This window comes from Mixta calida (assembly GCF_002953215.1).
Classification (GTDB): domain Bacteria; phylum Pseudomonadota; class Gammaproteobacteria; order Enterobacterales; family Enterobacteriaceae; genus Mixta; species Mixta calida.
In genome coordinates this window covers 3,735,178-3,755,507 of record NZ_CP026378.1, presented here as the reverse complement: position 1 = coordinate 3,755,507, position 20,330 = coordinate 3,735,178, and the positions used below count along the sequence as shown (strand labels likewise).

At 57.2% G+C, this 20,330-nt stretch carries 17 protein-coding genes, 1 pseudogene and 1 riboswitch; of the genes and pseudogenes, 8 read left to right on the top strand and 10 right to left on the bottom strand.

Annotation, left to right across the window (positions count from 1 at the left end; genetic code table 11):
• Window position 1: 1 nt before the first annotated feature.
• From rpoD to rpsU, 3 genes and pseudogenes are all read right to left on the bottom strand, one after another.
• Window positions 2-1,846, bottom strand: coding sequence for an RNA polymerase sigma factor RpoD (gene rpoD, locus C2E16_RS17885; RefSeq protein WP_038624060.1), 1,845 nt, complete (start codon window positions 1,844-1,846; stop codon window positions 2-4).
• Window positions 1,847-2,129: 283 nt separating this feature from the next.
• Window positions 2,130-3,874 (bottom strand): annotated as a pseudogene (gene dnaG, locus C2E16_RS17880) (DNA primase).
• Window positions 3,875-3,995: 121 nt separating this feature from the next.
• Window positions 3,996-4,211: a 30S ribosomal protein S21 gene (gene rpsU, locus C2E16_RS17875; RefSeq protein WP_001144069.1), complete on the bottom strand. Its 216-nt coding sequence runs from the start codon at window positions 4,209-4,211 to the stop codon at window positions 3,996-3,998.
• Window positions 4,212-4,513: 302 nt separating this feature from the next.
• Between rpsU and tsaD the strand changes: the two genes are divergently transcribed.
• Complete coding sequence (tsaD, locus tag C2E16_RS17870; protein ID WP_038624065.1) at window positions 4,514-5,530, top strand: tRNA (adenosine(37)-N6)-threonylcarbamoyltransferase complex transferase subunit TsaD; 1,017 nt, start codon at window positions 4,514-4,516, stop codon at window positions 5,528-5,530.
• Window positions 5,531-5,599: 69 nt separating this feature from the next.
• Here the strand turns inward: tsaD and C2E16_RS20650 are convergent, their stop codons facing one another.
• Window positions 5,600-5,887 carry a hypothetical protein gene (locus C2E16_RS20650; RefSeq protein ID WP_038624067.1) on the bottom strand — a complete coding sequence of 96 codons (288 nt, stop codon included), beginning with the start codon at window positions 5,885-5,887 and terminating at the stop codon, window positions 5,600-5,602.
• A gap of 405 nt (window positions 5,888-6,292) precedes the next feature.
• Window positions 6,293-6,889 carry a glycerol-3-phosphate 1-O-acyltransferase PlsY gene (gene plsY / locus C2E16_RS17865; protein ID WP_038624069.1) on the bottom strand — a complete coding sequence of 199 codons (597 nt, stop codon included), beginning with the start codon at window positions 6,887-6,889 and terminating at the stop codon, window positions 6,293-6,295.
• A 107-nt stretch (window positions 6,890-6,996) separates the two neighbouring features.
• On the opposite strand from plsY, the gene folB reads away from it, so the two are divergent.
• The gene (gene folB, locus C2E16_RS17860) at window positions 6,997-7,356 is read left to right on the top strand and encodes a bifunctional dihydroneopterin aldolase/7,8-dihydroneopterin epimerase (protein ID WP_038624071.1); all 360 of its coding nucleotides are present in this window, start codon (window positions 6,997-6,999) and stop codon (window positions 7,354-7,356) included.
• 167 nt (window positions 7,357-7,523) lie between these two features.
• Complete coding sequence (bacA, locus tag C2E16_RS17855; protein WP_038624073.1) at window positions 7,524-8,342, top strand: undecaprenyl-diphosphate phosphatase; 819 nt, start codon at window positions 7,524-7,526, stop codon at window positions 8,340-8,342.
• An 88-nt stretch (window positions 8,343-8,430) separates the two neighbouring features.
• On the opposite strand, the gene C2E16_RS17850 is transcribed toward bacA, so the two are convergent.
• Window positions 8,431-9,660 carry a multifunctional CCA addition/repair protein gene (locus C2E16_RS17850; RefSeq protein ID WP_038624076.1) on the bottom strand — a complete coding sequence of 410 codons (1,230 nt, stop codon included), beginning with the start codon at window positions 9,658-9,660 and terminating at the stop codon, window positions 8,431-8,433.
• 189 nt (window positions 9,661-9,849) lie between these two features.
• The gene (locus C2E16_RS17845) at window positions 9,850-10,470 is read right to left on the bottom strand and encodes a TIGR04211 family SH3 domain-containing protein (protein WP_038624078.1); all 621 of its coding nucleotides are present in this window, start codon (window positions 10,468-10,470) and stop codon (window positions 9,850-9,852) included.
• A 208-nt stretch (window positions 10,471-10,678) separates the two neighbouring features.
• Between C2E16_RS17845 and C2E16_RS17840 the strand changes: the two genes are divergently transcribed.
• The 3 genes from C2E16_RS17840 (at window position 10,679) to hldE (ending at window position 16,370) form a co-directional block, all read left to right on the top strand.
• Entirely contained in the window at window positions 10,679-11,983 is a 1,305-nt protein-coding gene (locus tag C2E16_RS17840; protein ID WP_038624081.1) for a CYTH domain-containing protein, read from the top strand.
• A 20-nt stretch (window positions 11,984-12,003) separates the two neighbouring features.
• A complete protein-coding gene (gene glnE, locus C2E16_RS17835; protein WP_038624083.1) occupies window positions 12,004-14,862 on the top strand; it encodes a bifunctional [glutamate--ammonia ligase]-adenylyl-L-tyrosine phosphorylase/[glutamate--ammonia-ligase] adenylyltransferase in 2,859 nt (952 codons plus the stop codon).
• A gap of 86 nt (window positions 14,863-14,948) precedes the next feature.
• Entirely contained in the window at window positions 14,949-16,370 is a 1,422-nt protein-coding gene (hldE, locus tag C2E16_RS17830; RefSeq protein ID WP_038624085.1) for a bifunctional D-glycero-beta-D-manno-heptose-7-phosphate kinase/D-glycero-beta-D-manno-heptose 1-phosphate adenylyltransferase HldE, read from the top strand.
• Between the two features lie 90 nt (window positions 16,371-16,460).
• Here the strand turns inward: hldE and ubiK are convergent, their stop codons facing one another.
• Window positions 16,461-16,904, bottom strand: a complete 444-nt coding sequence (gene ubiK, locus C2E16_RS21230) for a ubiquinone biosynthesis accessory factor UbiK (protein ID WP_052133849.1) — start codon at window positions 16,902-16,904, stop codon at window positions 16,461-16,463.
• A 146-nt stretch (window positions 16,905-17,050) separates the two neighbouring features.
• Window positions 17,051-17,202: riboswitch (FMN riboswitch) on the top strand.
• 98 nt (window positions 17,203-17,300) lie between these two features.
• Between ubiK and ribB the strand changes: the two genes are divergently transcribed.
• On the top strand, window positions 17,301-17,957 hold the full coding sequence (gene ribB / locus C2E16_RS17820; protein ID WP_038624087.1) for a 3,4-dihydroxy-2-butanone-4-phosphate synthase: 657 nt from the start codon (window positions 17,301-17,303) through the stop codon (window positions 17,955-17,957).
• A 90-nt stretch (window positions 17,958-18,047) separates the two neighbouring features.
• Here the strand turns inward: ribB and C2E16_RS17815 are convergent, their stop codons facing one another.
• Together C2E16_RS17815 and zupT are read right to left on the bottom strand one after the other, a co-directional pair.
• Window positions 18,048-18,431: a cell wall hydrolase gene (locus C2E16_RS17815; protein ID WP_038624089.1), complete on the bottom strand. Its 384-nt coding sequence runs from the start codon at window positions 18,429-18,431 to the stop codon at window positions 18,048-18,050.
• A gap of 143 nt (window positions 18,432-18,574) precedes the next feature.
• On the bottom strand, window positions 18,575-19,342 hold the full coding sequence (gene zupT / locus C2E16_RS17810) for a zinc transporter ZupT (RefSeq protein WP_038624091.1): 768 nt from the start codon (window positions 19,340-19,342) through the stop codon (window positions 18,575-18,577).
• 194 nt (window positions 19,343-19,536) lie between these two features.
• Between zupT and ygiD the strand changes: the two genes are divergently transcribed.
• On the top strand, window positions 19,537-20,322 hold the full coding sequence (gene ygiD / locus C2E16_RS17805; protein ID WP_038629873.1) for a 4,5-DOPA-extradiol-dioxygenase: 786 nt from the start codon (window positions 19,537-19,539) through the stop codon (window positions 20,320-20,322).
• The last annotated feature ends 8 nt before the right edge of the window (window positions 20,323-20,330 follow it).

The following is a 20,330-nucleotide window of genomic DNA, read 5'->3' as shown; positions in this document are numbered from 1 at the left end:
CTTAGTCGTCCAGGAAGCTGCGCAGCACTTCTGAACGGCTTGGATGACGCAGCTTACGCAGCGCCTTCGCCTCGATCTGACGAATACGCTCGCGGGTAACGTCAAACTGTTTGCCTACTTCTTCCAGCGTGTGGTCGGTGTTCATATCGATACCGAAACGCATACGCAGCACCTTCGCTTCACGGGCCGTCAGGCCAGCCAGCACGTCATGCGTGGCGGAACGCAGGCTCTCAGAGGTGGCGGAATCCAGCGGCAGCTCCAGCGTGGTGTCTTCGATAAAATCGCCAAGATGCGAATCTTCATCATCACCAATCGGCGTCTCCATGGAGATCGGCTCTTTAGCGATTTTCAGCACCTTGCGGATTTTATCTTCCGGCATCAGCATACGCTCGGCCAACTCTTCCGGCGTCGGTTCGCGGCCCATCTCCTGCAGCATCTGACGCGAAATACGGTTGAGTTTGTTGATCGTCTCAATCATATGCACCGGAATACGGATGGTGCGCGCCTGATCCGCGATAGAGCGGGTAATCGCCTGACGAATCCACCAGGTCGCATAGGTGGAGAACTTGTAGCCGCGACGGTATTCGAACTTATCTACCGCCTTCATCAGGCCGATGTTGCCTTCCTGAATCAGATCCAGGAATTGCAGGCCGCGGTTGGTGTATTTCTTGGCGATTGAAATCACCAGACGCAGGTTCGCTTCCACCATCTCTTTCTTCGCACGACGCGCTTTCGCCTCGCCGATCGACATACGACGGTTGATATCTTTTACCTGTTCAATCGTCAGGCCGGTCTCTTCCTCGATCTGCATCAGTTTCTGCATGCTGCGCTGCACATCTTCTTCCACGTCGCGCAGTTTTTCAGACCAGGGTTTGTTCATCGCCAGCGCCGCCTGGAACCAGGTTGGGCTGGTCTCATTACCGGTAAACAGGGTAATGAAGTTTTTCTTCGGCATCTTGCACAGTTCGACACACAGTTTCATGATGATGCGCTCTTGCGTACGTACGCGCTCCATCATTTCACGCATGTTGTTGACCAGATAGTCAAACTGCTTCGGCACCAGACGGAACTGCTTAAACACTTCCGACAGTTTCTGGATCTCTTCAATCGCGTCGGCGTGACTGCGGCCTTTCGCCTTGATCGTCAGGCGCGTCGCTTCATACTGATCGCGCAGCTCGATGAATTTTTCACGCGCCAGTTCAGGATCGATGCTGTTGTCGTCATCGCTGCTGTCGCTGTCGTCGTCTTCATCTTCGTCATCTTCATCGGCGCGCTCTTCTTCTGACAGTTCAGAGCCAACGTGGGTAGCAGTCGGCGCCAGATCTTCTTCGGCGTTAGGATCGACGAAGCCGGTAATCAGATCTGACAGGCGTGACTCGCCTGCCTCAACGCGATCGTACTGCTCCAGCAGATAAGTGATCGCTTCCGGGTACTCGGCGACGGAACACTGCACCTGGTTAATGCCGTCTTCGATACGCTTGGCGATGTCGATTTCGCCTTCGCGCGTCAGCAGTTCGACGGTGCCCATCTCACGCATGTACATGCGGACAGGATCGGTTGTGCGTCCAATTTCAGATTCTACGCTGGATAACACCTGAGCTGCCGCTTCAGCCGCATCTTCGTCCGTGTCAGCGCTGTTTTCGTTCAGCATCAGATCATCGGCATCAGGCGCTTCTTCCACCACCTGAATACCCATGTCGTTGATCATCTGGATGATGTCTTCGATCTGATCGGAGTCGACGATATCTTCCGGCAGATGGTCGTTGACCTCGGCATAGGTCAGATAGCCTTGCTCCTTACCACGGGTGACAAGCAGCTTAAGCTGTGACTGCGGGTTTTGCTCCATAAGACGGTATCCACACTTCTGTTAATTTGATTGGTGTCGGGTCAGCCATAAGGGCCAACAATAACAGTTGAAGGCGTTTGGATTATTGCCGCTGCCCTCGTGGCGGCTTTCAGGGTCTGCCTGAGTATATATCGGCACTTAAGCCGCTAAAGTTTGCTGTGAGACTGTCATGCTTATCCGTTTGCGTTCCGGCCTGCGCGTTGCTCCCCCTATTCTGTTTATATCAGGGGACGCCGTGCCGTAAGCGCTGGTAATGTCTCTTGATACCAACGCGATCGCGAATCTATTTCTTTGCCAGCGCCTGGCTTAATGAGCGCACTTCTTCGCGCTCTTCAGGGCTGAGGCCGTGCGTTCTGGAGCGCGCGATCAGCGCTTCCAGACGCTGCTCCAGCGCAGAGTCGTACATTTTCGCCAGAGAATCCTGAAACATCGCCTCTACTTCGTCATCAACAATCATGTGGTTCCATGTTGCGAGCGTTTCAAGGTGCTGGCTAAAATTTGTGCCGCGATATAACTCTAGTAGCTGGCCAGTGGTCAGGCCAGGGTTTGCGTTACAACTCTGCACCAGTTCCATAAAAAGCGGCAATCCTGGCATATTCAGCTGTTCCAGGCCCTGCAACGACGGCACCATGGTCGCCAGATGCGGGTTTTGCACCAGCAGGCCCACCAGAATGCGCATAGTGGTGCGCTTCAGCTGCGGCGCGGCCGGCTGGGCGCCGCTTTCGGCCTGTTTTGGCAGCAGCTTCTCCAGCTGGTTGTCATCCAGAATGCCAAGCATATTGCCCAGTTCCTGACGCAGATAAATGCGCAAGGTTTCGCCGGGGATCTGGCTAATCAACGGCAGCGCCAGCGTGCTAAGACGCGTGCGGCCGTCGCGGGTACTCAGATCGACCTGCGGCAGCAGCGTGTCGAACAGGAAGCTGGAGAGCGGCATCGCCTGCTCCATCCGCGCTTCGAACGCCGCTTTGCCCTCTTTACGAATCAGCGTATCCGGGTCTTCGCCGTCGGGCAGAAACATAAAGCGTAGTTGACGACCGTCATTCATGTAAGGCAATGCGGTCTCTAAAGCACGCCATGCCGCTTCGCGGCCCGCCCGATCGCCGTCGTAACAGCAGATGACGTTGTCCGTACTGCGGAACAGCAGCTGAATATGATCGGCCGTCGTGGAGGTACCCAGCGAAGCGACGGCATAATCAATGCCGAACTGCGCCAGCGCCACTACATCCATATAGCCTTCGACAACCAGCAGCTTCGCCGGTTCAGGATGCTGCTTCTGCGCTTCATACAGGCCATAGAGTTGACGGCCCTTATGGAAAATATCGGTTTCCGGCGAGTTCAGGTACTTGGGTGTGCCGTCGCCCAATACGCGCCCGCCGAAGCCGATAACCCGGCCACGCTTGTCGCGGATAGGGAACATGACGCGATCGCGGAAACGATCGTAACTCCGGCCCTGATCGTTGGTCACCAGCATGCCTGCCTCAATCAGCGACTGACGATCTTCAGGGTTGCGGCCAAAACGCTTCAGAGCGTTATCCCAGCCGGGCGGCGCGAAGCCGATGGCGAAATGCGCAATCACTTCATCGCTTAGCCCGCGCTGATTCAGATAGGCGCGCGCCGCGGTCGCCTGAGACTGGGTAAGCGCCTGCTGATAGAAATCGGCAAGCCCGGTCATAAGCTGATAAAGGCTTTGACGCTGATGGCGTTCCAGCTGGCTGGGACCGCTGCCGGCTTCATAGGGCACTTCCAGCCCGTGCAGCGTGGCCAGCTCTTCAATGCTTTCGACGAACTCCAGACGATCGTAATTCATCAGGAAGTCGATAGCGTTGCCGTGAGCGCCGCAGCCGAAACAGTGATAGAACTGTTTCTCACCGTTAACGGTGAAAGAAGGGTTTTTTCGTTATGGAAAGGACAGCACGCGTGAAAATTCTTACCCTGTTTTTTCAGCTTAACGCGGGCATCAATAAGATCCACAATGTCCGTGCGGGCAAGTAAGTCACTGATAAATACGCGTGGAATTCGTCCGGCCATAAGCCCCGTTTTCTTCGCTCATAAACGAAAATAAGCCGCGCTTCCTTCCGGAAAGCACGGCCTCTAACTTGACTCTGTCTGCGTTTAACACGCGATGGAAGCGCAAGGCTTCCGAAAGAAATTAGTACAGACGAGTGCGGCGTGCGTTTTCGCGAGCCAGTTTCTTGGCGTGACGCTTAACAGCAGACGCTTTAGCGCGCTTACGTTCGGTAGTCGGTTTTTCATAAAACTCACGACGACGAACTTCAGCCAGAACGCCTGCTTTTTCGCAGGAACGCTTGAAGCGACGCAGTGCTACGTCGAACGGCTCGTTTTCACGTACTTTAATTACCGGCATGTAACTCTCACCTCGATAAATTCGGTCTTTTGCTGACGTCAGCGTCAGCTCATTTCAAAATGGTGCGGAATTTTACAACAATAGCGTCTGCGTTGTAAAGCAACATTGAGCTATGCAAACCAACAGAGCGCTCTGGCGGCTGCCGGATTTTTGCAGGCGAAGGAGTATAGCGTAAAGCGCAACGGGGCGTTCAATATTTTTTCGTTTTTTGCTCATAAAGCAGGCAGGAACCTCACAAAATCGCGCCAGCGCCATCAGGCGCTGTGGTACACTGCGCGCCGCAACAGAGAGGTAAAGCAACCATGCGCGTTCTGGGTATTGAAACATCCTGCGATGAAACCGGCATTGCCATTTATGACGATGAGGCCGGTTTGCTCGCTAATCAACTCTATAGTCAGGTGAAAGTCCATGCCGATTATGGCGGGGTGGTGCCGGAACTGGCTTCACGCGATCACGTGCGTAAAACCGTGCCGCTAATTCAGGCCGCATTGCAGGAGGCGGGTCTGGAAGGCAAGGATATCGACGCGGTCGCCTATACCGCAGGCCCTGGGCTGGTCGGCGCGCTGCTGGTTGGCGCAACCATCGGCCGTTCGCTGGCGTTCGCCTGGCAGGTTCCCGCCGTGCCGGTACATCATATGGAAGGGCATCTGCTGGCGCCGATGCTGGAAGATAATCCGCCGCAGTTTCCGTTCGTTGCGCTGCTGGTCTCCGGCGGCCATACGCAGCTGATCGGCGTGACCGGCATTGGCGAATATACGCTGCTGGGCGAGTCCATCGACGACGCCGCCGGCGAAGCGTTCGATAAAACCGCCAAGCTGCTGGGACTCGACTATCCCGGCGGACCGATGCTTTCCCGTATGGCGCAGCAGGGCACGCCGGGGCGTTTTACCTTCCCGCGCCCGATGACCGACCGACCAGGGCTCGATTTCAGCTTCTCTGGTCTTAAAACGTTCGCGGCCAACACCATTCGTGAGAACAGCGACGATGCGCAAACCCATGCGGATATCGCTCGCGCTTTCGAAGATGCCGTAGTCGATACGCTGGCGATAAAATGTAAGCGTGCCCTGGAGCAGACCGGTTTCAAACGTCTGGTGATGGCGGGCGGCGTCAGCGCCAACCGCACGCTGCGCGCGAAGCTGGCGGAGATGATGCAGGCACGCGGTGGGGAAGTTTTTTACGCCCGTCCTGAATTCTGTACCGACAACGGCGCGATGATCGCTTACGCTGGCATGGTGCGCCTGAAGGGCGGCACGCGCGGCGAGCTTGGCGTTACCGTTCGTCCGCGTTGGCCTTTGGCTGAGCTGCCGGCGATAGCGTAAAAAGGCGTATCGCTAAAAAACGATGCTGTTTTTCTGAGGGGGACAGCATCGTTTACACAGAGAACGGAATTAATTGCCCAGCAGTTTATTCAGCAAGCCCCCGATCAGCGGGATATTGCTAATACCGCCTTCTAACCATGATCCGATCTGCCATCCTACGGCCTCGCCCAGCTGCTGGCCTAAATCAGGGAAATAATCTTTTATATCGATGGTGCCGATAATCGGCAGTTTAATCCCCATTTCCGGTATCATCGTATAAAGCGAATTGCCGATAAAACCTGCTACGTTGCCGGAAACAGTCGCGATAAAGCCGCTACCGGCTACTTCATGGAATTCACTTTGTGTTAGCTCTCTCATTATTAACCTCTTCTTTTCTTCCGGTGGATATTTATCCCGAGATGAAAGGTGTGCCTGCTGCCTGATAAAGATTCAGGTGCAAACCATCGGTGGGACGCCGACAATTTTCGGCGGCGTCAGGGCGTTTTTATTCTTCGCCGCTTACGCTCGCTAAAGGTTGGCTCAGATGAAAAGGGTGCCCTCATTGACGACATAAGCCGCCGAAAATGGCCAGCGGATTAAATGTAACAACCGGAGCAAAAGCGGGGCTGGATTTTCAGTTAATTAAAAGATTCCGCGCCAGAATAACTGGCGGCGCGTGATTGAGCCGATCGGCGAAAAGATTAAGGAGAACAGCAGACGCGCCGGAAACGTCAGGATCGCACCGTGTGAAAACGGAAAGGCGAGACGGGAAAACGATGCGGATTACTTACGCTTCTTTTTCCAGATTTTGCTTTCCTGACCGCGCCACAGACGCTGAATATTATCGTGATGGCGCAGCAGAATCAGGCAGGAGAGCATCGCGACCGGAAAGGTGAACTGCGGCTTGAACCACCAGACGTAGAAGGGGGCGATCAGCGCGCTGACGATGGCGCCCAGCGAGGAATAGCCGCTCAACAGCACCGTCAGTAGCCAGGTGCCGGTCATCAGGCCGGTCAGGTCCCAGCCGATAGGCGCGATGGCGCCAAAGGCGGTCGCCACGCCTTTGCCGCCGCGAAAGCGAAAGAAAACCGGGTAGATATGTCCCAGACAGGCGGCGATGGCGGTCAGGCCAAGGTAAACCGGTGAAACGCCCAATGCATACGCCAGCCAGACGGGCAACATGCCTTTCAACACATCAAACACCAGTACTGCCGCCGCCGCGCCTTTGCCGCCAATGCGTAATACATTGGTCGCGCCGGGGTTTCCTGAGCCGTTATGCCTTGGATCGGGTAGGCCTGCCAGTCGGCAAACCAGAATAGCGCTGGAAATAGATCCGCACAGATACGCGAAAATGATCATACCAAGCGCGATAGCACTCATAACACCGTTCCGTTTTGTAAGGGTCGTTTTATTCTCATCATCTGTGGATAATACGCATAATTCGCCGGGAGTGGTATCCGGTTAACGTAAAAACAGAGACTGCCATCATGGATATCGTATTTATAGAACAGCTGTCGGTGATCACCACTATTGGCGTTTACGACTGGGAACAAACTATCCAGCAAAAGCTGGTTTTCGATGTCGAAATGGCCTGGGATAACCGCCGGGCGGCGGTCAGCGACGATGTTAACGACTGCCTGAGCTACGCTGACGTCGCCAGCGCGATTATCGACCATGTCGGTCAGGGGCGTTTCGCGCTGGTGGAGCGCGTGGCCGAAGAGGTCGCCACGCTGCTGCTGACGCGTTTCGCCTCGCCCTGGGTGCGCATCAAAGTGAGCAAGCCAGGCGCGGTCGCGCAGGCGGCGCAGGTGGGCGTTATTATTGAGCGCGGCACCCGTCAGCGCTAGCAGGAACAATTCTGAAATAGATCCAATGTGATTGCTATCACAATGAAACCGAACCACATTATGGCTGTCATAAAGCAGGCTTGACGCTGAGTTAGCATCTTTTCTGGCGGTTACGTTTCGGACGTCCGCCTTTTTAATGGTTTAAACATTAGGGTAGAGGATATTTGATGGCAGATATTCATCAGCTTTGGGTGGCTGCAATCCTTGGCATTGTTGAGGGACTGACGGAGTTTCTTCCTGTCTCATCCACCGGTCATATGATCATTGTTGGACATCTGCTGGGTTTTGACGGCGATAAAGCGGAAACATTTGAAGTAGTTATCCAGCTCGGTTCCATTCTCGCCGTGGTCGTGATGTTCTGGCGGCGCCTGTTTGGCCTGATCGGTATCCACTTCGGCGAAGTGAAGCATGAAGGGGTAGGTACCGGACATCTTACGCTGATCCATATCCTGCTGGGCATGGTGCCGGCGGTGGTGATTGGCTTACTGCTGCACGATCAAATCAAGTCGCTGTTTAACCCTATCAACGTGATGTATGCGTTGATTGTCGGCGGCGTGCTGCTGCTGGCCGCCGAGTTCCTGAAGCCGAAGCAGCCGAAAGCGCCGGGGATTGACGATATCACTTATCTGCAGGCGTTTATGATCGGCTGCTTTCAGTGTCTGGCGCTTTGGCCTGGCTTCTCCCGTTCTGGCGCCACCATCTCCGGCGGCATGCTGATGGGCGTAAGCCGTTATGCGGCGTCTGAATTTTCGTTTATTCTCGCTGTGCCGATGATGATGGGCGCTACCGTACTCGATCTCTACAAGAGTCGCGGCTTCCTGACGATGGCGGATTTTCCGATGTTCGCCGTGGGCTTTGTCACCGCGTTTATCGTTGCGCTGCTGGCGATCAAACTTTTCCTGCATATCATTAAGCGCATCTCATTTGTGCCGTTTGCCATCTACCGCTTTATCGTGGCGGCCGCGGTTTACATGGTCTTTATGTAACCCTGAAGCAGAACGAAAAAAGGAGGCGCATGCGCCTCCTTTTTTATGCGGTCAACTTCTCTTTATGCCGCAGTAGCCGATGTCGCCGTCACGCGTTTAACGCCGAACGCCAGCTTTTCACCGCATCGCAGCGGCGGCGGCTCAGCTCCTCGCGCACCTGCGCGCCTTTAAAGCCAGCTTCGATAACCGCTTTTGTCGGCACCGCCTGCGCAATACGGAACGCTTCACGCACGTATGCGCCCTGAGGATATGGGTTGCTCTCCCATCCGGCGCGTCCGCGGGCGTCCGCTTCGCTGGTTTGCGCCAGCTGTTCAACGCGCTGCGGTTTGCGCCAGGCATCAATGCGATCGAACAGCGCGATCAGGCGCTCGGCGGGCTGATTTTCAATGGTATGCACCACATCATGAAACTCCGCCACCAGCACCGCGAGATCGCGAATGGTGTTCGGCACGCGCAGACGCTGGCAGATATTTTCCACCAGCGGGACGCCGGCCGGTCCATGTCCGGGATGGCTGGGCCACTTCTCCGGCGGCGTCAATGCTTTGCCGACATCATGGCAAAGCGTGGCGAAACGTACATCGGTCTCCGGCGTCAGCTGTGCCGCAATCGCGACGGTCATCAACGTATGCACGCCAGTATCGATTTCGGGATGCCATTTCGCCGGCGCGGGAACGCCGAACAGGTTATCGATCTCTGGAAACAGCACCGCCAGCGCGCCGCAGTCGCGCAGTACCTGAAAATAGACCTGCGGATTACGCGCGCGCAGCGCATTTTCCGTCTCTTTCCAGACGCGTTCGGCGGTCAGGTGGGCCAGTTCGCCTCCTGCCGCCATCTCGCGCATCAGCGCCATGGTCTCATCGGCGATGCGGAAGCTCAGGTGAGCATAGCGGGCGGCGAAACGCGCCACGCGCAGCACGCGCAGCGGATCTTCGATAAAGGCGTCCGAGACATGACGTAGCAGCCGCTTTTCCAGGTCCTGACGGCCTTGATATGGATCGATGTAGCGGCCTTCTTCATCCTGCGCAATGGCGTTGATGGTGAGATCGCGGCGTTGCAGATCCTGCTCAAGCGTCACGTCCGGCGTAGACCAGGTGACAAAGCCGGTATAGCCGCTGCCCGATTTGCGCTCCGTGCGCGCCAGCGCGTACTCTTCACGGCTTTCAGGGTGAAGAAACACCGGGAAATCGCGTCCTACCTGCTGATAGCCCTGCTCCAGCATCATGTCAGGCGTGGCGCCTACCACTACCCAGTCTTTGTCTTTGACCGGCAGCTTAAGCAGACCATCGCGTACCGCGCCACCGACAAGGTATGTTTTCACTACGGGTCTTCTCCAGAGTTCATTAAATCAATCGTCAGGCGTGCCGGCGCCAGCTTGCCGCACCGGTAAAAAGCGTGTCCTGAATCGTTATTCTGGCACAACAATAGCAGAATTACGGAAACGACAGCAGCAGGGCGGTCAATCACAGCCCTGTTGCCGTCGCGGTACGCATGAAAAACGCGTGGCGGGTTAGTTCATCCAGCGATTATTCTTTTTGCGGCGCGGAATCATATGCGGAAGCAGCAGACCCAGCAGCAGGCCCACGCCCGCCACGCCGCCGCCATACATAAACCATTGCATGATGATGGCGCGCTGTTTGTCATCCAGCTGCACATTGGCGGCGTTCACCTTTTTCTGCGCTACAATCAGCTGGTTTCTCAGCTGCTGGTTTTCATCTTTCAGGCCATTGATAACGCTGTCGCTGGCCGCGACCTTTTTCTGCATATCGGCGGTGCGCTGATTCCAGCTGCTGTCGATATTGGCCAGCTTATCGGTCAGATCTTTAACCTGCTGCTCCAGCTGCGGCACGCGGGTGCGAAGGCTCGGCTCGGCGCTCAGCTGAGCCAGCGGAATCCAGTTGGTTTTGCCTTCCGCATCGCGGATTTGGCCATACTGGCTCTCATTGTTGGTTTGCAGCAGCGTCACCTGCTCGCCGGCGTTCAGCTTGCCGACCAGACGATACTGATCGCCGGGGCCGCTGCGTACCCAGGTGGATAATTCATCGGAAATATAACGTTTCTCTTCGGCCTGGGCGGGAACAGTCACGCTGAAAGTCAGCAAAGTCAGGGCAATAAGGTGTGATTTTTTCATTCGATATCGTTTTTTCATGTGTTTCGGAAAAATTTTAGGGCACAGTCTGGATAGGCCGCGCAAAAATCTGAATGAGAACTATCCTGGTCTCAAACTGATGCGGCAACGCTCGCGAAAGCATAATAAAGCAGAGACAGCAGCAGGTTATCTGCATTACTCTTCGGCTTAATCCTGAAATCTGCGCCAGTGAAAGATTGAATAAGAAATTATGACCATCGAAATCGAATTAAAGTTCATTGCCACGCCGCAGGCGGCGGAACAGCTTGGCGACCAGCTGGCCGCCTGGCCGCATCAATACAGCGCGCCCATCGCGCTGACCAACATCTATTATGAAACGGCGGATAACCAGTTGCGCCGCTGGGATATGGGGCTGCGCATCCGCGGCGTCGGGGAGAAGTATGAGATGACCCTGAAGACGGCCGGACAGACGACGGGCGGCCTGCATCAGCGCCCCGAATACAATGTCGATATCGCCAGGCCTGAACTGGATATCGCCCGTCTGCCAGCGGACGTGTGGCCCGAAGGCTGCGACACGGCTGCGTTGCAGCAGCGGCTGGCGCCGCTGTTCACCAGCCATTTCAGCCGCGAAAGGTGGCTGGTCACCTATGGCGAAAGCGAAGTCGAGGTCGCGCTGGATCGGGGCGAGGTCGAAGCGAACGATTTGCGCGAGCCGCTGCATGAAATCGAGCTGGAGTTGAAGCGCGGCAAGCTGGCGGATGTGCTGGCGCTGGCGGCTGAACTGGCGAAAATGGACGGTCTGCGTCTCGGCAGCCTGAGCAAGGCGGCGCGCGGCTACTGGCTGTCGCAGGGCAAACCGCAGCAGCCGGTGCGTCCGTTGCCGGTTTTGCAGGCCAAACCGAAAGCGACGGTGGAAGAGGGCATGCAGGCGGCGCTGAGCCTGGCGTTGCAGCACTGGCAGTATCATGAGGAGCTGTGGCTGCGTGGCGAACCCGGCGCGCAGCAAGCGGTTCTGGAAGCGCTGGAAACCGTACGGCAGACGTTTTCGCTGTTCGGCGCGCTGGTGCCGCGCAAGGCGAGCAGCCAGCTGCGCCAAAAGTTGACCAGCCTGGCAGAGGCGCTGGAAAAAGAGCGGCTCGACGCGCAGGCTTTCTGCTACAGCTCACCGTGGCTTGATGCGCAGCTCAGCCTTTCCAGCTGGCTGATTAGCGCGGGCTGGCGTCCTTTTGTCGTCGGCAAAAACGCTGACCGAATGCAGGGTTCTTTCAAACGCTTCGCCGATATTATGCTGGGGCGCGTCGCCGCCGATCTGAAAGAAACCTTCGGCACCATCCGTCAGTACAATGAATATCAGGATAAGGCGGTGCGGCTGACGCACCAGCTGCTGGCGGTGCATCTGTTGGCGGGCGCCTATCCGTCGCAGGATGTAGAACGCTGGCTGCAAAGCTGGCAACAGTTGGCGCAGGCCATTCACGCTAACCGCTATAACGAGCTGGATCCGCTGTGCCGCCAGGCGCTGCGGCAGCCAGCTTTCTGGCTTAACGGCAACGTCTGATTGCCTTTCAGGGAGAGGTTATGCTGCCAACATTTACCGGACCGCTGCCAGCGTCGTTGCAGCAGCAGGCAGAAAAAGCGGCGCAGCGGCTGGAACGCCCGCTGACGTCGCTCAGCATTCAACAACAGGCGGTGCTGGCTTTCAGCGATTTTGTCGCCGACAGTCTGTTACAGCACCCGGAATGGTGGCGGCAGCTCACAGAGCTACCGCCGCAGCCCGATGAATGGCGTCATTACGCCGACTGGCTGAACGCGCAGCTCCAACCGGTAAGTGATGAAGCGGCGCTGATGCGGGAGCTGCGTCTGTTTCGACGCCGGATGATGGTGCGCATCGCCTGGATGCAGACCACCGGCGCAAGCAGCACCGAAGCGTCGTTGCAGCAGCTGAGCGCGCTGGCCGAGGCGCTGATTGTCGCGGCGCGCGACTGGCTGTGGCAGGCTTGCTGCGTCGAGTTCGGCACCCCCTGCAATGCGGCGGGAGAGCCGCAGCCGCTGCTGATCCTTGGCATGGGCAAGCTGGGCGGCGGCGAGCTGAACTTCTCTTCTGATATCGATCTGATCTTCGTCTGGCCGGAAAACGGCGCGACCCGCGGCGGTCGACGCGAACTGGATAATGCGCAGTTCTTTACCCGGCTCGGACAGCGCCTGATTAAGGTTCTCGATCAGCCGACGGCGGACGGCTTCGTCTATCGCGTCGATATGCGTCTGCGGCCGTTTGGCGACAGCGGGCCGCTGGTTCTCAGCTTTGCGGCGCTGGAGGATTACTACCAGGAGCAGGGGCGCGACTGGGAGCGCTACGCCATGGTTAAAGCGCGTCTGATGGGCAACAGCGATGACCGCTGGAGCCAGGAGCTGCAACAGATGTTGCGCCCCTTTATCTACCGCCGCTATATCGATTTTAGCGTCATCCAGTCATTGCGCAATATGAAAGGTATGATTGCGCGTGAAGTGCGGCGGCGCGGACTTAAGGACAATATTAAACTCGGCGCTGGCGGCATTCGTGAATGTGAATTTATCGTTCAGGTATTTCAGCTGATTCGCGGCGGACGCGAGCGTACGCTACAGCAGCGCGCGCTGCTGCCGACGCTTTCCGCCATTGAGGCGCTGCATCTGCTGACGCAGCTGCAGGTTAACGCGCTGCGTGAAGCCTATCTCTTTTTACGACGGCTGGAAAACCTGTTGCAAAGCATCGGGGATGAGCAAACGCAGACGCTGCCGGCTGACGCGTTGAATCAGGCGCGCCTTGCCTGGGCGATGGGCTTTGCAAACTGGGATGCGCTGCATCAGGCGCTGGAGCAGCAGATGGCGCAGGTGCGGCTGATCTTCAACGAGCTGATCGGTGAAGATGCGCCGGACGGCGCAGAGGAGAGCGAAAATCAGGAGATGAGCGAGCTTTGGCATGACAAGCTGGAGCAAAGCGAGCTGGATAGCCTGCTGACGCATCTCGACGACGGCGAAAGGAAAAGCGTGTTCCGCACGCTGACGGAGTTCCGGCAGGACGTTGATAAGCGCACCATTGGGCCGCGCGGCAGGCTGGCGCTCGATCAGCTGATGCCGCGTTTGCTGAATGAAGCCTGCGCGCGCGTTGATGCGGACAGCACCCTGCGCCGTTTGATCCCGCTGCTGCTTGGCGTTGTGACGCGTACCACCTACCTCGAACTGTTAACTGAGTCCCCCGGCGCGCTGAAGCAGCTTATCCGCCTGGTCGCGGCCTCGCCGATGATCGCCAGCCAGCTGGCGCGTTATCCGCTGCTGCTGGATGAGCTGCTGGATCCCGCCACGCTCTATCAGCCCACCGCGACCGACGCCTATCGGGACGAGCTGCGGCAGTATCTGTTGCGGATTCCCGAAGAGGATGAGGAGCAGCAGCTGGAGGCGCTGCGTCAGTTTAAGCAGGTACAGCAGTTGCGCATCGCCGCGGCGGATATCGCGGGCACGCTGCCGGTGATGAAAGTCAGCGACCACCTGACGTGGCTGGCCGAGGCGATGATTCAGGCAGTGGTGCAGCAAGCCTGGAATATGATGGTGCAACGCTACGGGCGGCCTTCGCATTTGCAGCAGGATGAACGCGGCTTCGCCGTCGTCGGCTATGGTAAACTCGGCGGCTGGGAGTTAGGCTACAGCTCCGATCTCGACCTGGTGTTTCTGCATAATTGCCCAGCGGATGCCGTCACTGACGGCGAACGCGTTATCGACGGCCGTCAGTTTTATCTTCGCCTGGCGCAGCGCGTCATGCATCTGTTCAGCACCCGCACCTCATCCGGCATCCTGTATGAGGTGGACGCACGCCTGCGGCCTTCCGGCTCTGCCGGGATGCTGGTAAGCACGCTGGAGGCGTTTGAAGAGTATCAGCGTCAGGACGCCTGGACCTGGGAACATCAGGCGCTGGTGCGGGCGCGCATCGTGTATGGCGAACCGGCGCTGAGCCAGCGCTTTGAGGCGATTCGTCGTCAGATCCTTTGCCTGCCGCGCGAGGCGGCGACGCTGCAAACCGAAGTGCGTGAGATGCGCGAAAAAATGTATGCGCACCTGAGCCATAAGCATAAAGGGCGCTGGGACATCAAAGCTGACGAAGGCGGGATTACCGATATTGAGTTTATTACGCAATATCTGGTGCTGCGCTACGCGGCTCAGGAGCCGGGACTGACGGGCTGGTCTGATAATGTGCGCATTCTGGCGCTGCTGGCGCGGCATAACAAAATCACGCCGCAGGAGGCGGATGCGCTAACGCAGGCGTACGTTACGCTGCGCGATGAGCTGCACCATCTGGCGTTGCAGGAGCAAGCGGGACACGTCGCGCCGGGGGCGTTTATGCATGAGCGTCAGATCGTTCAGGAGAGCTGGCGGCGCTGGCTGCAAACCACTCCGGCCGGGGCCTGACGGAACCTTTATGCGCGGCGCGGCGTTTTGACGCAGCTGTGCTATTATCGCGCGCAATATTTTTACTGCAGTCTGGAGTCTCTGTAATGAAAGTGACACTGCCCGAATTTAACCGTGCAGAAGTGCTGGTCGTCGGCGATGTGATGCTGGATCGCTACTGGTATGGCCCCACCAGCCGTATTTCACCTGAAGCGCCGGTGCCGGTGGTCAAAGTAGACAACGTGGAAGAGCGGCCGGGCGGGGCAGCCAACGTGGCGATGAACATCGCGGCGTTAGGCGCGTCGTCACGCCTTGTTGGTCTGACGGGCGTCGATGATGCTGCGCGTGCGCTGGGCGTCAGCCTGCAAAACGTGAACGTGAAGTGCGATTTCGTTGCGCTGTCGACGCATCCTACCATTACCAAACTGCGTATTCTTTCCCGTAACCAGCAGCTGATTCGGCTTGATTTTGAAGAGGGCTTCGAAGACATCGATCCTGAGCCGCTGCATCAGCGCATTGCCGCCGCCCTGCCGCACACGGGCGCGTTGGTGTTGTCCGACTACGCCAAAGGCGCATTAGCCAGCGTTCAGCAGATGATTCAGCTGGCGCGGGCGGCAAATGTGCCGGTGCTGGTGGACCCGAAAGGCACCGATTTTGAACGCTACCGCGGCGCAACGCTGCTGACGCCTAACCTTTCCGAGTTTGAAGCGGTGGTCGGCAAATGTAAGGATGAGGCGCAGATCGTTGAGCGCGGTATGCAGCTGGTGGCTCATTATGAACTCTCCGCGCTGCTGGTAACGCGTTCGGAAAACGGCATGACGCTGTTGCAGCCAGGCAAAGCGCCGCTGCATTTACCGACGCAGGCGCAGGAAGTATATGATGTGACCGGCGCCGGCGACACCGTTATCGGCGTGCTGGCCGCATCGCTGGCGGCGGGCGACGATCTGGAAGCCGCCTGTTTCCTGGCGAACGCCGCGGCAGGCGTGGTGGTCGGCAAGCTGGGCACTTCTACCGTATCGCCCGTGGAGCTGGAAAACGCCATTCATGCGCGTCCCGAAAGCGGTTTCGGCATTATGACCGAAGCGCAGCTGAAAGAGGCGGTAGCGCTGGCGCGTCAGCGCGGCGAAAAAGTGGTGATGACCAACGGCGTTTTCGACATTCTGCACGCCGGTCACGTCTCCTACTTATCCAACGCGCGTAAGTTGGGCGATCGTCTGATCGTGGCGGTCAACAGCGATGCCTCTACCAAACGTCTGAAGGGCGACAGCCGTCCGGTTAACCCGCTGGAAAACCGCATGATTGTTTTAGGCGCGCTGGAGTCGGTCGACTGGGTGGTTTCGTTTGAAGAGGATACGCCGCAGCGGTTGATCGCCAGCATTTTGCCGGATCTGCTGGTGAAAGGCGGCGATTATAAGCCGGAACAGATCGCCGGAAGCGAGGAAGTGTGGGCTAACGGCGGCGAAGTGCGCGTGCTGAACTTTGAAGACGGCATTTCCACAACCAATATCATCAAGCGTATTCGTTCGTAAAATCCGTCGCTGGAAAACACGCCGGCAGGCTCAGGAGATAATACTCAGCCTGCCGGTGCGATTGATTACCGCCGAAGCCTCAACGGATTGTTACTGCGGATCGACCGTTTTAACGCCGTCCGTTGAGGTGGGGGCTGCTGGCGATGTCGGCGGCGCAGAAGCTGACGCGCCCTGGGACGCAGGCGTTAAAGGCGTAGCGGTCGCATTCTGAGGCGCGGCAGGCGTAATGCCGGGCGCCGGGGCCACCGCCGCGGTTGCAGAGGCTGGCGTTGATGGCGTTGACGTTGCGGTTCCGCTCTGACCTTCCAGCGCAGCCAGACGCTGTTCCAGCACGGCCAGCTTTTCACGGGTGCGCAACAGTACCTGCGTCTGCACATCAAACTCTTCGCGGTTTACCAAATCCATGCGCGTCAGCTGCGCCTGCAGGACCTGACGAATTTTCTTCTCAACATCATCGCCAAATTCACGGAGTCCGCGCGGCATAGCGTCATGCACCTGACGAGCGAGTTGTTCAATTTTTTTCGGGTCAATCATGGCGGTTTCCTGGTCGCAACAAAGATAACTTAAGTGTAATGCCTGTCAGGAAAAGGATAAACCTAAAATGGCAGTTGCGGAAAACGGATAAGCATATGCTGCTATTGAGCGTTGCCGCACCTGCCGTTTGGCGCTATAGTAAATTCGCTTATTCTCAGGGCGGGGCGAAATTCCCCACCGGCGGTAAATCAGCATCAGCTGAAAGCCCGCGAGCGCTTCCGGTCTCCCGATCGGAAGGTCAGCAGATCCGGTGTGATTCCGGGGCCGACGGTTAAAGTCCGGATGGGAGAGGATAACGATTCTTGTCGAGCCACAGGCTCGCCTCGCGTTATTTTTATGCACTCCTCAAGCACGCCCTGATTCTGGTAACCACAATATTGATAAGGTTTATTTACCATGAATCAGACGCTACTTTCTGAATTTGGCACGCCGGAACAGCGTGTGGAACGCGCCATCGCCGCATTACGCGAAGGCCGCGGTGTTATGGTGCTGGACGATGAAAATCGTGAAAACGAAGCTGACATGATTTTCGCTGCTGAAACCATGACCGTCGAACAGATGGCACTGACTATCCGCCATGGCAGCGGCATCGTTTGTCTCTGTATTACCGAACAGCGCCGTCAGGAGCTGGATCTGCCGATGATGGTGGAGAATAACACCAGTTCGTTCGGCACCGGCTTTACCGTTACGATTGAGGCGGCGCGCGGCGTCACTACCGGCGTATCGGCTAAAGATCGTCTTACCACGATTCGTACCGCCATTGCTGACAATGCCAAACCCAGCGATCTGAATCGCCCAGGTCACGTATTCCCGTTACGGGCGCGTGAAGGCGGCGTGCTGACGCGCGGCGGCCATACTGAAGCGACCATCGATTTGGTGACGCTGGCAGGATTTAAGCCGGCGGGCGTACTGTGCGAACTGACCAATGATGACGGCACTATGGCCTGCGCGCCGGAAGCGATCGTGTTTGCTAAACAGCACAACATGCCGCTGGTCACCATTGAAGATCTGATCTCATGGCGTCGCAGCCATGAAACCCGTCAGGCGAGCTAACGCCTCCTGCTGCCTGAGCGCGATAAAAAAGCCGGATAATCCCGGCTTTTTTTATTGCTGTTTGATAAGCAGCCTGCACCCGGCCCTGTTTTATCTTTTTGCATAGAAAATGTGGTTGCCAATGGTGGCGGTGCGGGCGAACTCGTTGCGCCAGGCAGGCGTAACGGTTTGATTATGATAATAGGTTGCGCCGTTAGTCACATCAGAAAGCTCGCCGTTGATAATCTGGTGAGCTATCTGTTGTGCCCGTTGCCAGCCTTTGTCAGCATCAGGCGGGTAGCTGAAAGCGCTTTTCGTCAGATGCGTCCATGAAAACTGTTTTGGCGCGTAAACTACCGGGCAAATTTTTGTGATGTCCCAGTTTGCCCGGTTCATGGTTACCGATGCGACCGCGATTTGTCCCTTTAACGGTTCTCCACGCGCTTCATGGTAAATATTCAGAGCCAGACACAGAAGGGCACCTTGAGCCAGCATAATGTTTCCGTCATTGTCCAGGGGTGACGGAAGTGTACGAAGCGGCGGGGAACAAGCATACCAGACAGGTCCTGAAAAATCGCGAATAGCAACTATCCTGTTGATTTATAGTCCTCTGCGTGATTATTTTCAGATTAATAGCATTAGCCGATGCCGCTGCTTTGTAGCAAAGTGAGGCTAAAACCCATCACCGTCATGCCGCACAGCACGCCATAGCTGGGGTTATTGTGCGGATCTATCTCACGCGCCAGCGGCATCAGTTCGTCCACGGACAAGGCCACCATAATGCCGGCCACCGCAGCCATAATCGCCGCAATGACGACCGGCGAGAGAACTGGCCCAAGCACCAAAAACGCCAACAGACCGCCCAGAATCTCCGCCATGCCGGAAATACAGGCCCAGAAAAGCGCGCGCGCCTTCGAGCCGGTCGCGGCATACATCGGGCCCGCTACCGCCAGTCCTTCAGGGATATTATGAATCGCCACCGCTAGCGCGATGCCCAGCCCCAGCTCCAGATCGCTACTGGCGGTGACAAAGGTGGCGACGCCTTCAGGAAAGTTATGCAGGCTAATCCCCAGCGTCAGCAGTATAGCCGTGCGTCGCAGGCTGCGCGGCTTTTGCGCTGCCGTCATCAAATCCTGCGGGTGCTGGTGAGGCAACAGGCGATCAAGCGCGAAGTAGCCGAGCAGGCCCAGTAAAAACATGCTGTAGCCCAGCAGTGGAGACATCCCTTCGGTGTGCAGCGCGGCGGGAAGCATCTCCATTAGAGAAATTAACAACATAATGCCCGCGGCGAACCCCAGGGCAAACGCCAGCATGCGGTTAGAGGGCCTCTGGCCTATCACGCCTAAAAACGCGCCGACAAAGGTCGCAGCGCCGGCCAGAATAGTCAGAAGTAAAGGAACCGACATGGCATACTCCATATGATAATCATTCGTATTAAGACTATTGAAATTCTGACAAAAAGCGAGGGGGTATTGCGTAAAGTTTTGTCTGAATAAAGATCAAAATTATTGAATATGATCGTCATGCTTATCCGCCTGCATCCCGTCTTTGAAGGGCGTAATCTGTGCCCAACGAAACCGATGCAACCATTGAGGATGATATGAGCCATACCCGTATGCCTGCGCTTTTCCTGGGACACGGCAGCCCGATGAACGTGCTGGAAGAAAACCGCTATACCCGGATCTGGCGACAGCTGGGCGCTGCCTTGCCGAAGCCAAAAGCTATCCTGGCGATCTCGGCGCACTGGTATACGCGTGGCGTGGCGGTCACCGTGATGGAAAATCCGCGCACCATCCACGATTTTGGCGGCTTCCCGCAGGCGCTGTTCGATACCCGCTATCCGGCGCCCGGATCGCCCGCTTTAGCGCGGGAGATCGCCGAACGGCTGGCACCGGTCAATGTTCATCTGGATACCGCCTGGGGGCTGGATCACGGCTCGTGGGGCGTGCTGATAAAGATGTATCCCGAAGCGGATATTCCGGTGGTGCAGCTGAGCATTGACGGCACCCGGCCAGCGGTCTGGCATTTCCAGATGGGACAGCAGCTGGCGGCGCTGCGCGATCGCGGCGTGATGCTGGTCGCCAGCGGCAATGTGGTGCACAACCTGCGCATGGCGCGCTGGGAGGAAAGTGCTGAACCGTTGCCGTGGGCAAGCGCATTTGAACGCTACGTACGTGATCACCTGGAGTGGCAGGGCGAGGCCGGGGCGCATCCGCTGGTGAATTTTATGGGGCATGACGGCGCGGCGCTTGCCAATCCTACGCCGGAGCATTATCTGCCGTTGCTCTATATCCTCGGCTCGCGTCAGGCAAATGAGCCGGTAACGGTGCCGGTAGAGGGCATCGAGATGTCTACGTTGAGTATGTTGTCCGTTCAGGTAGGGTAACCGTTGGG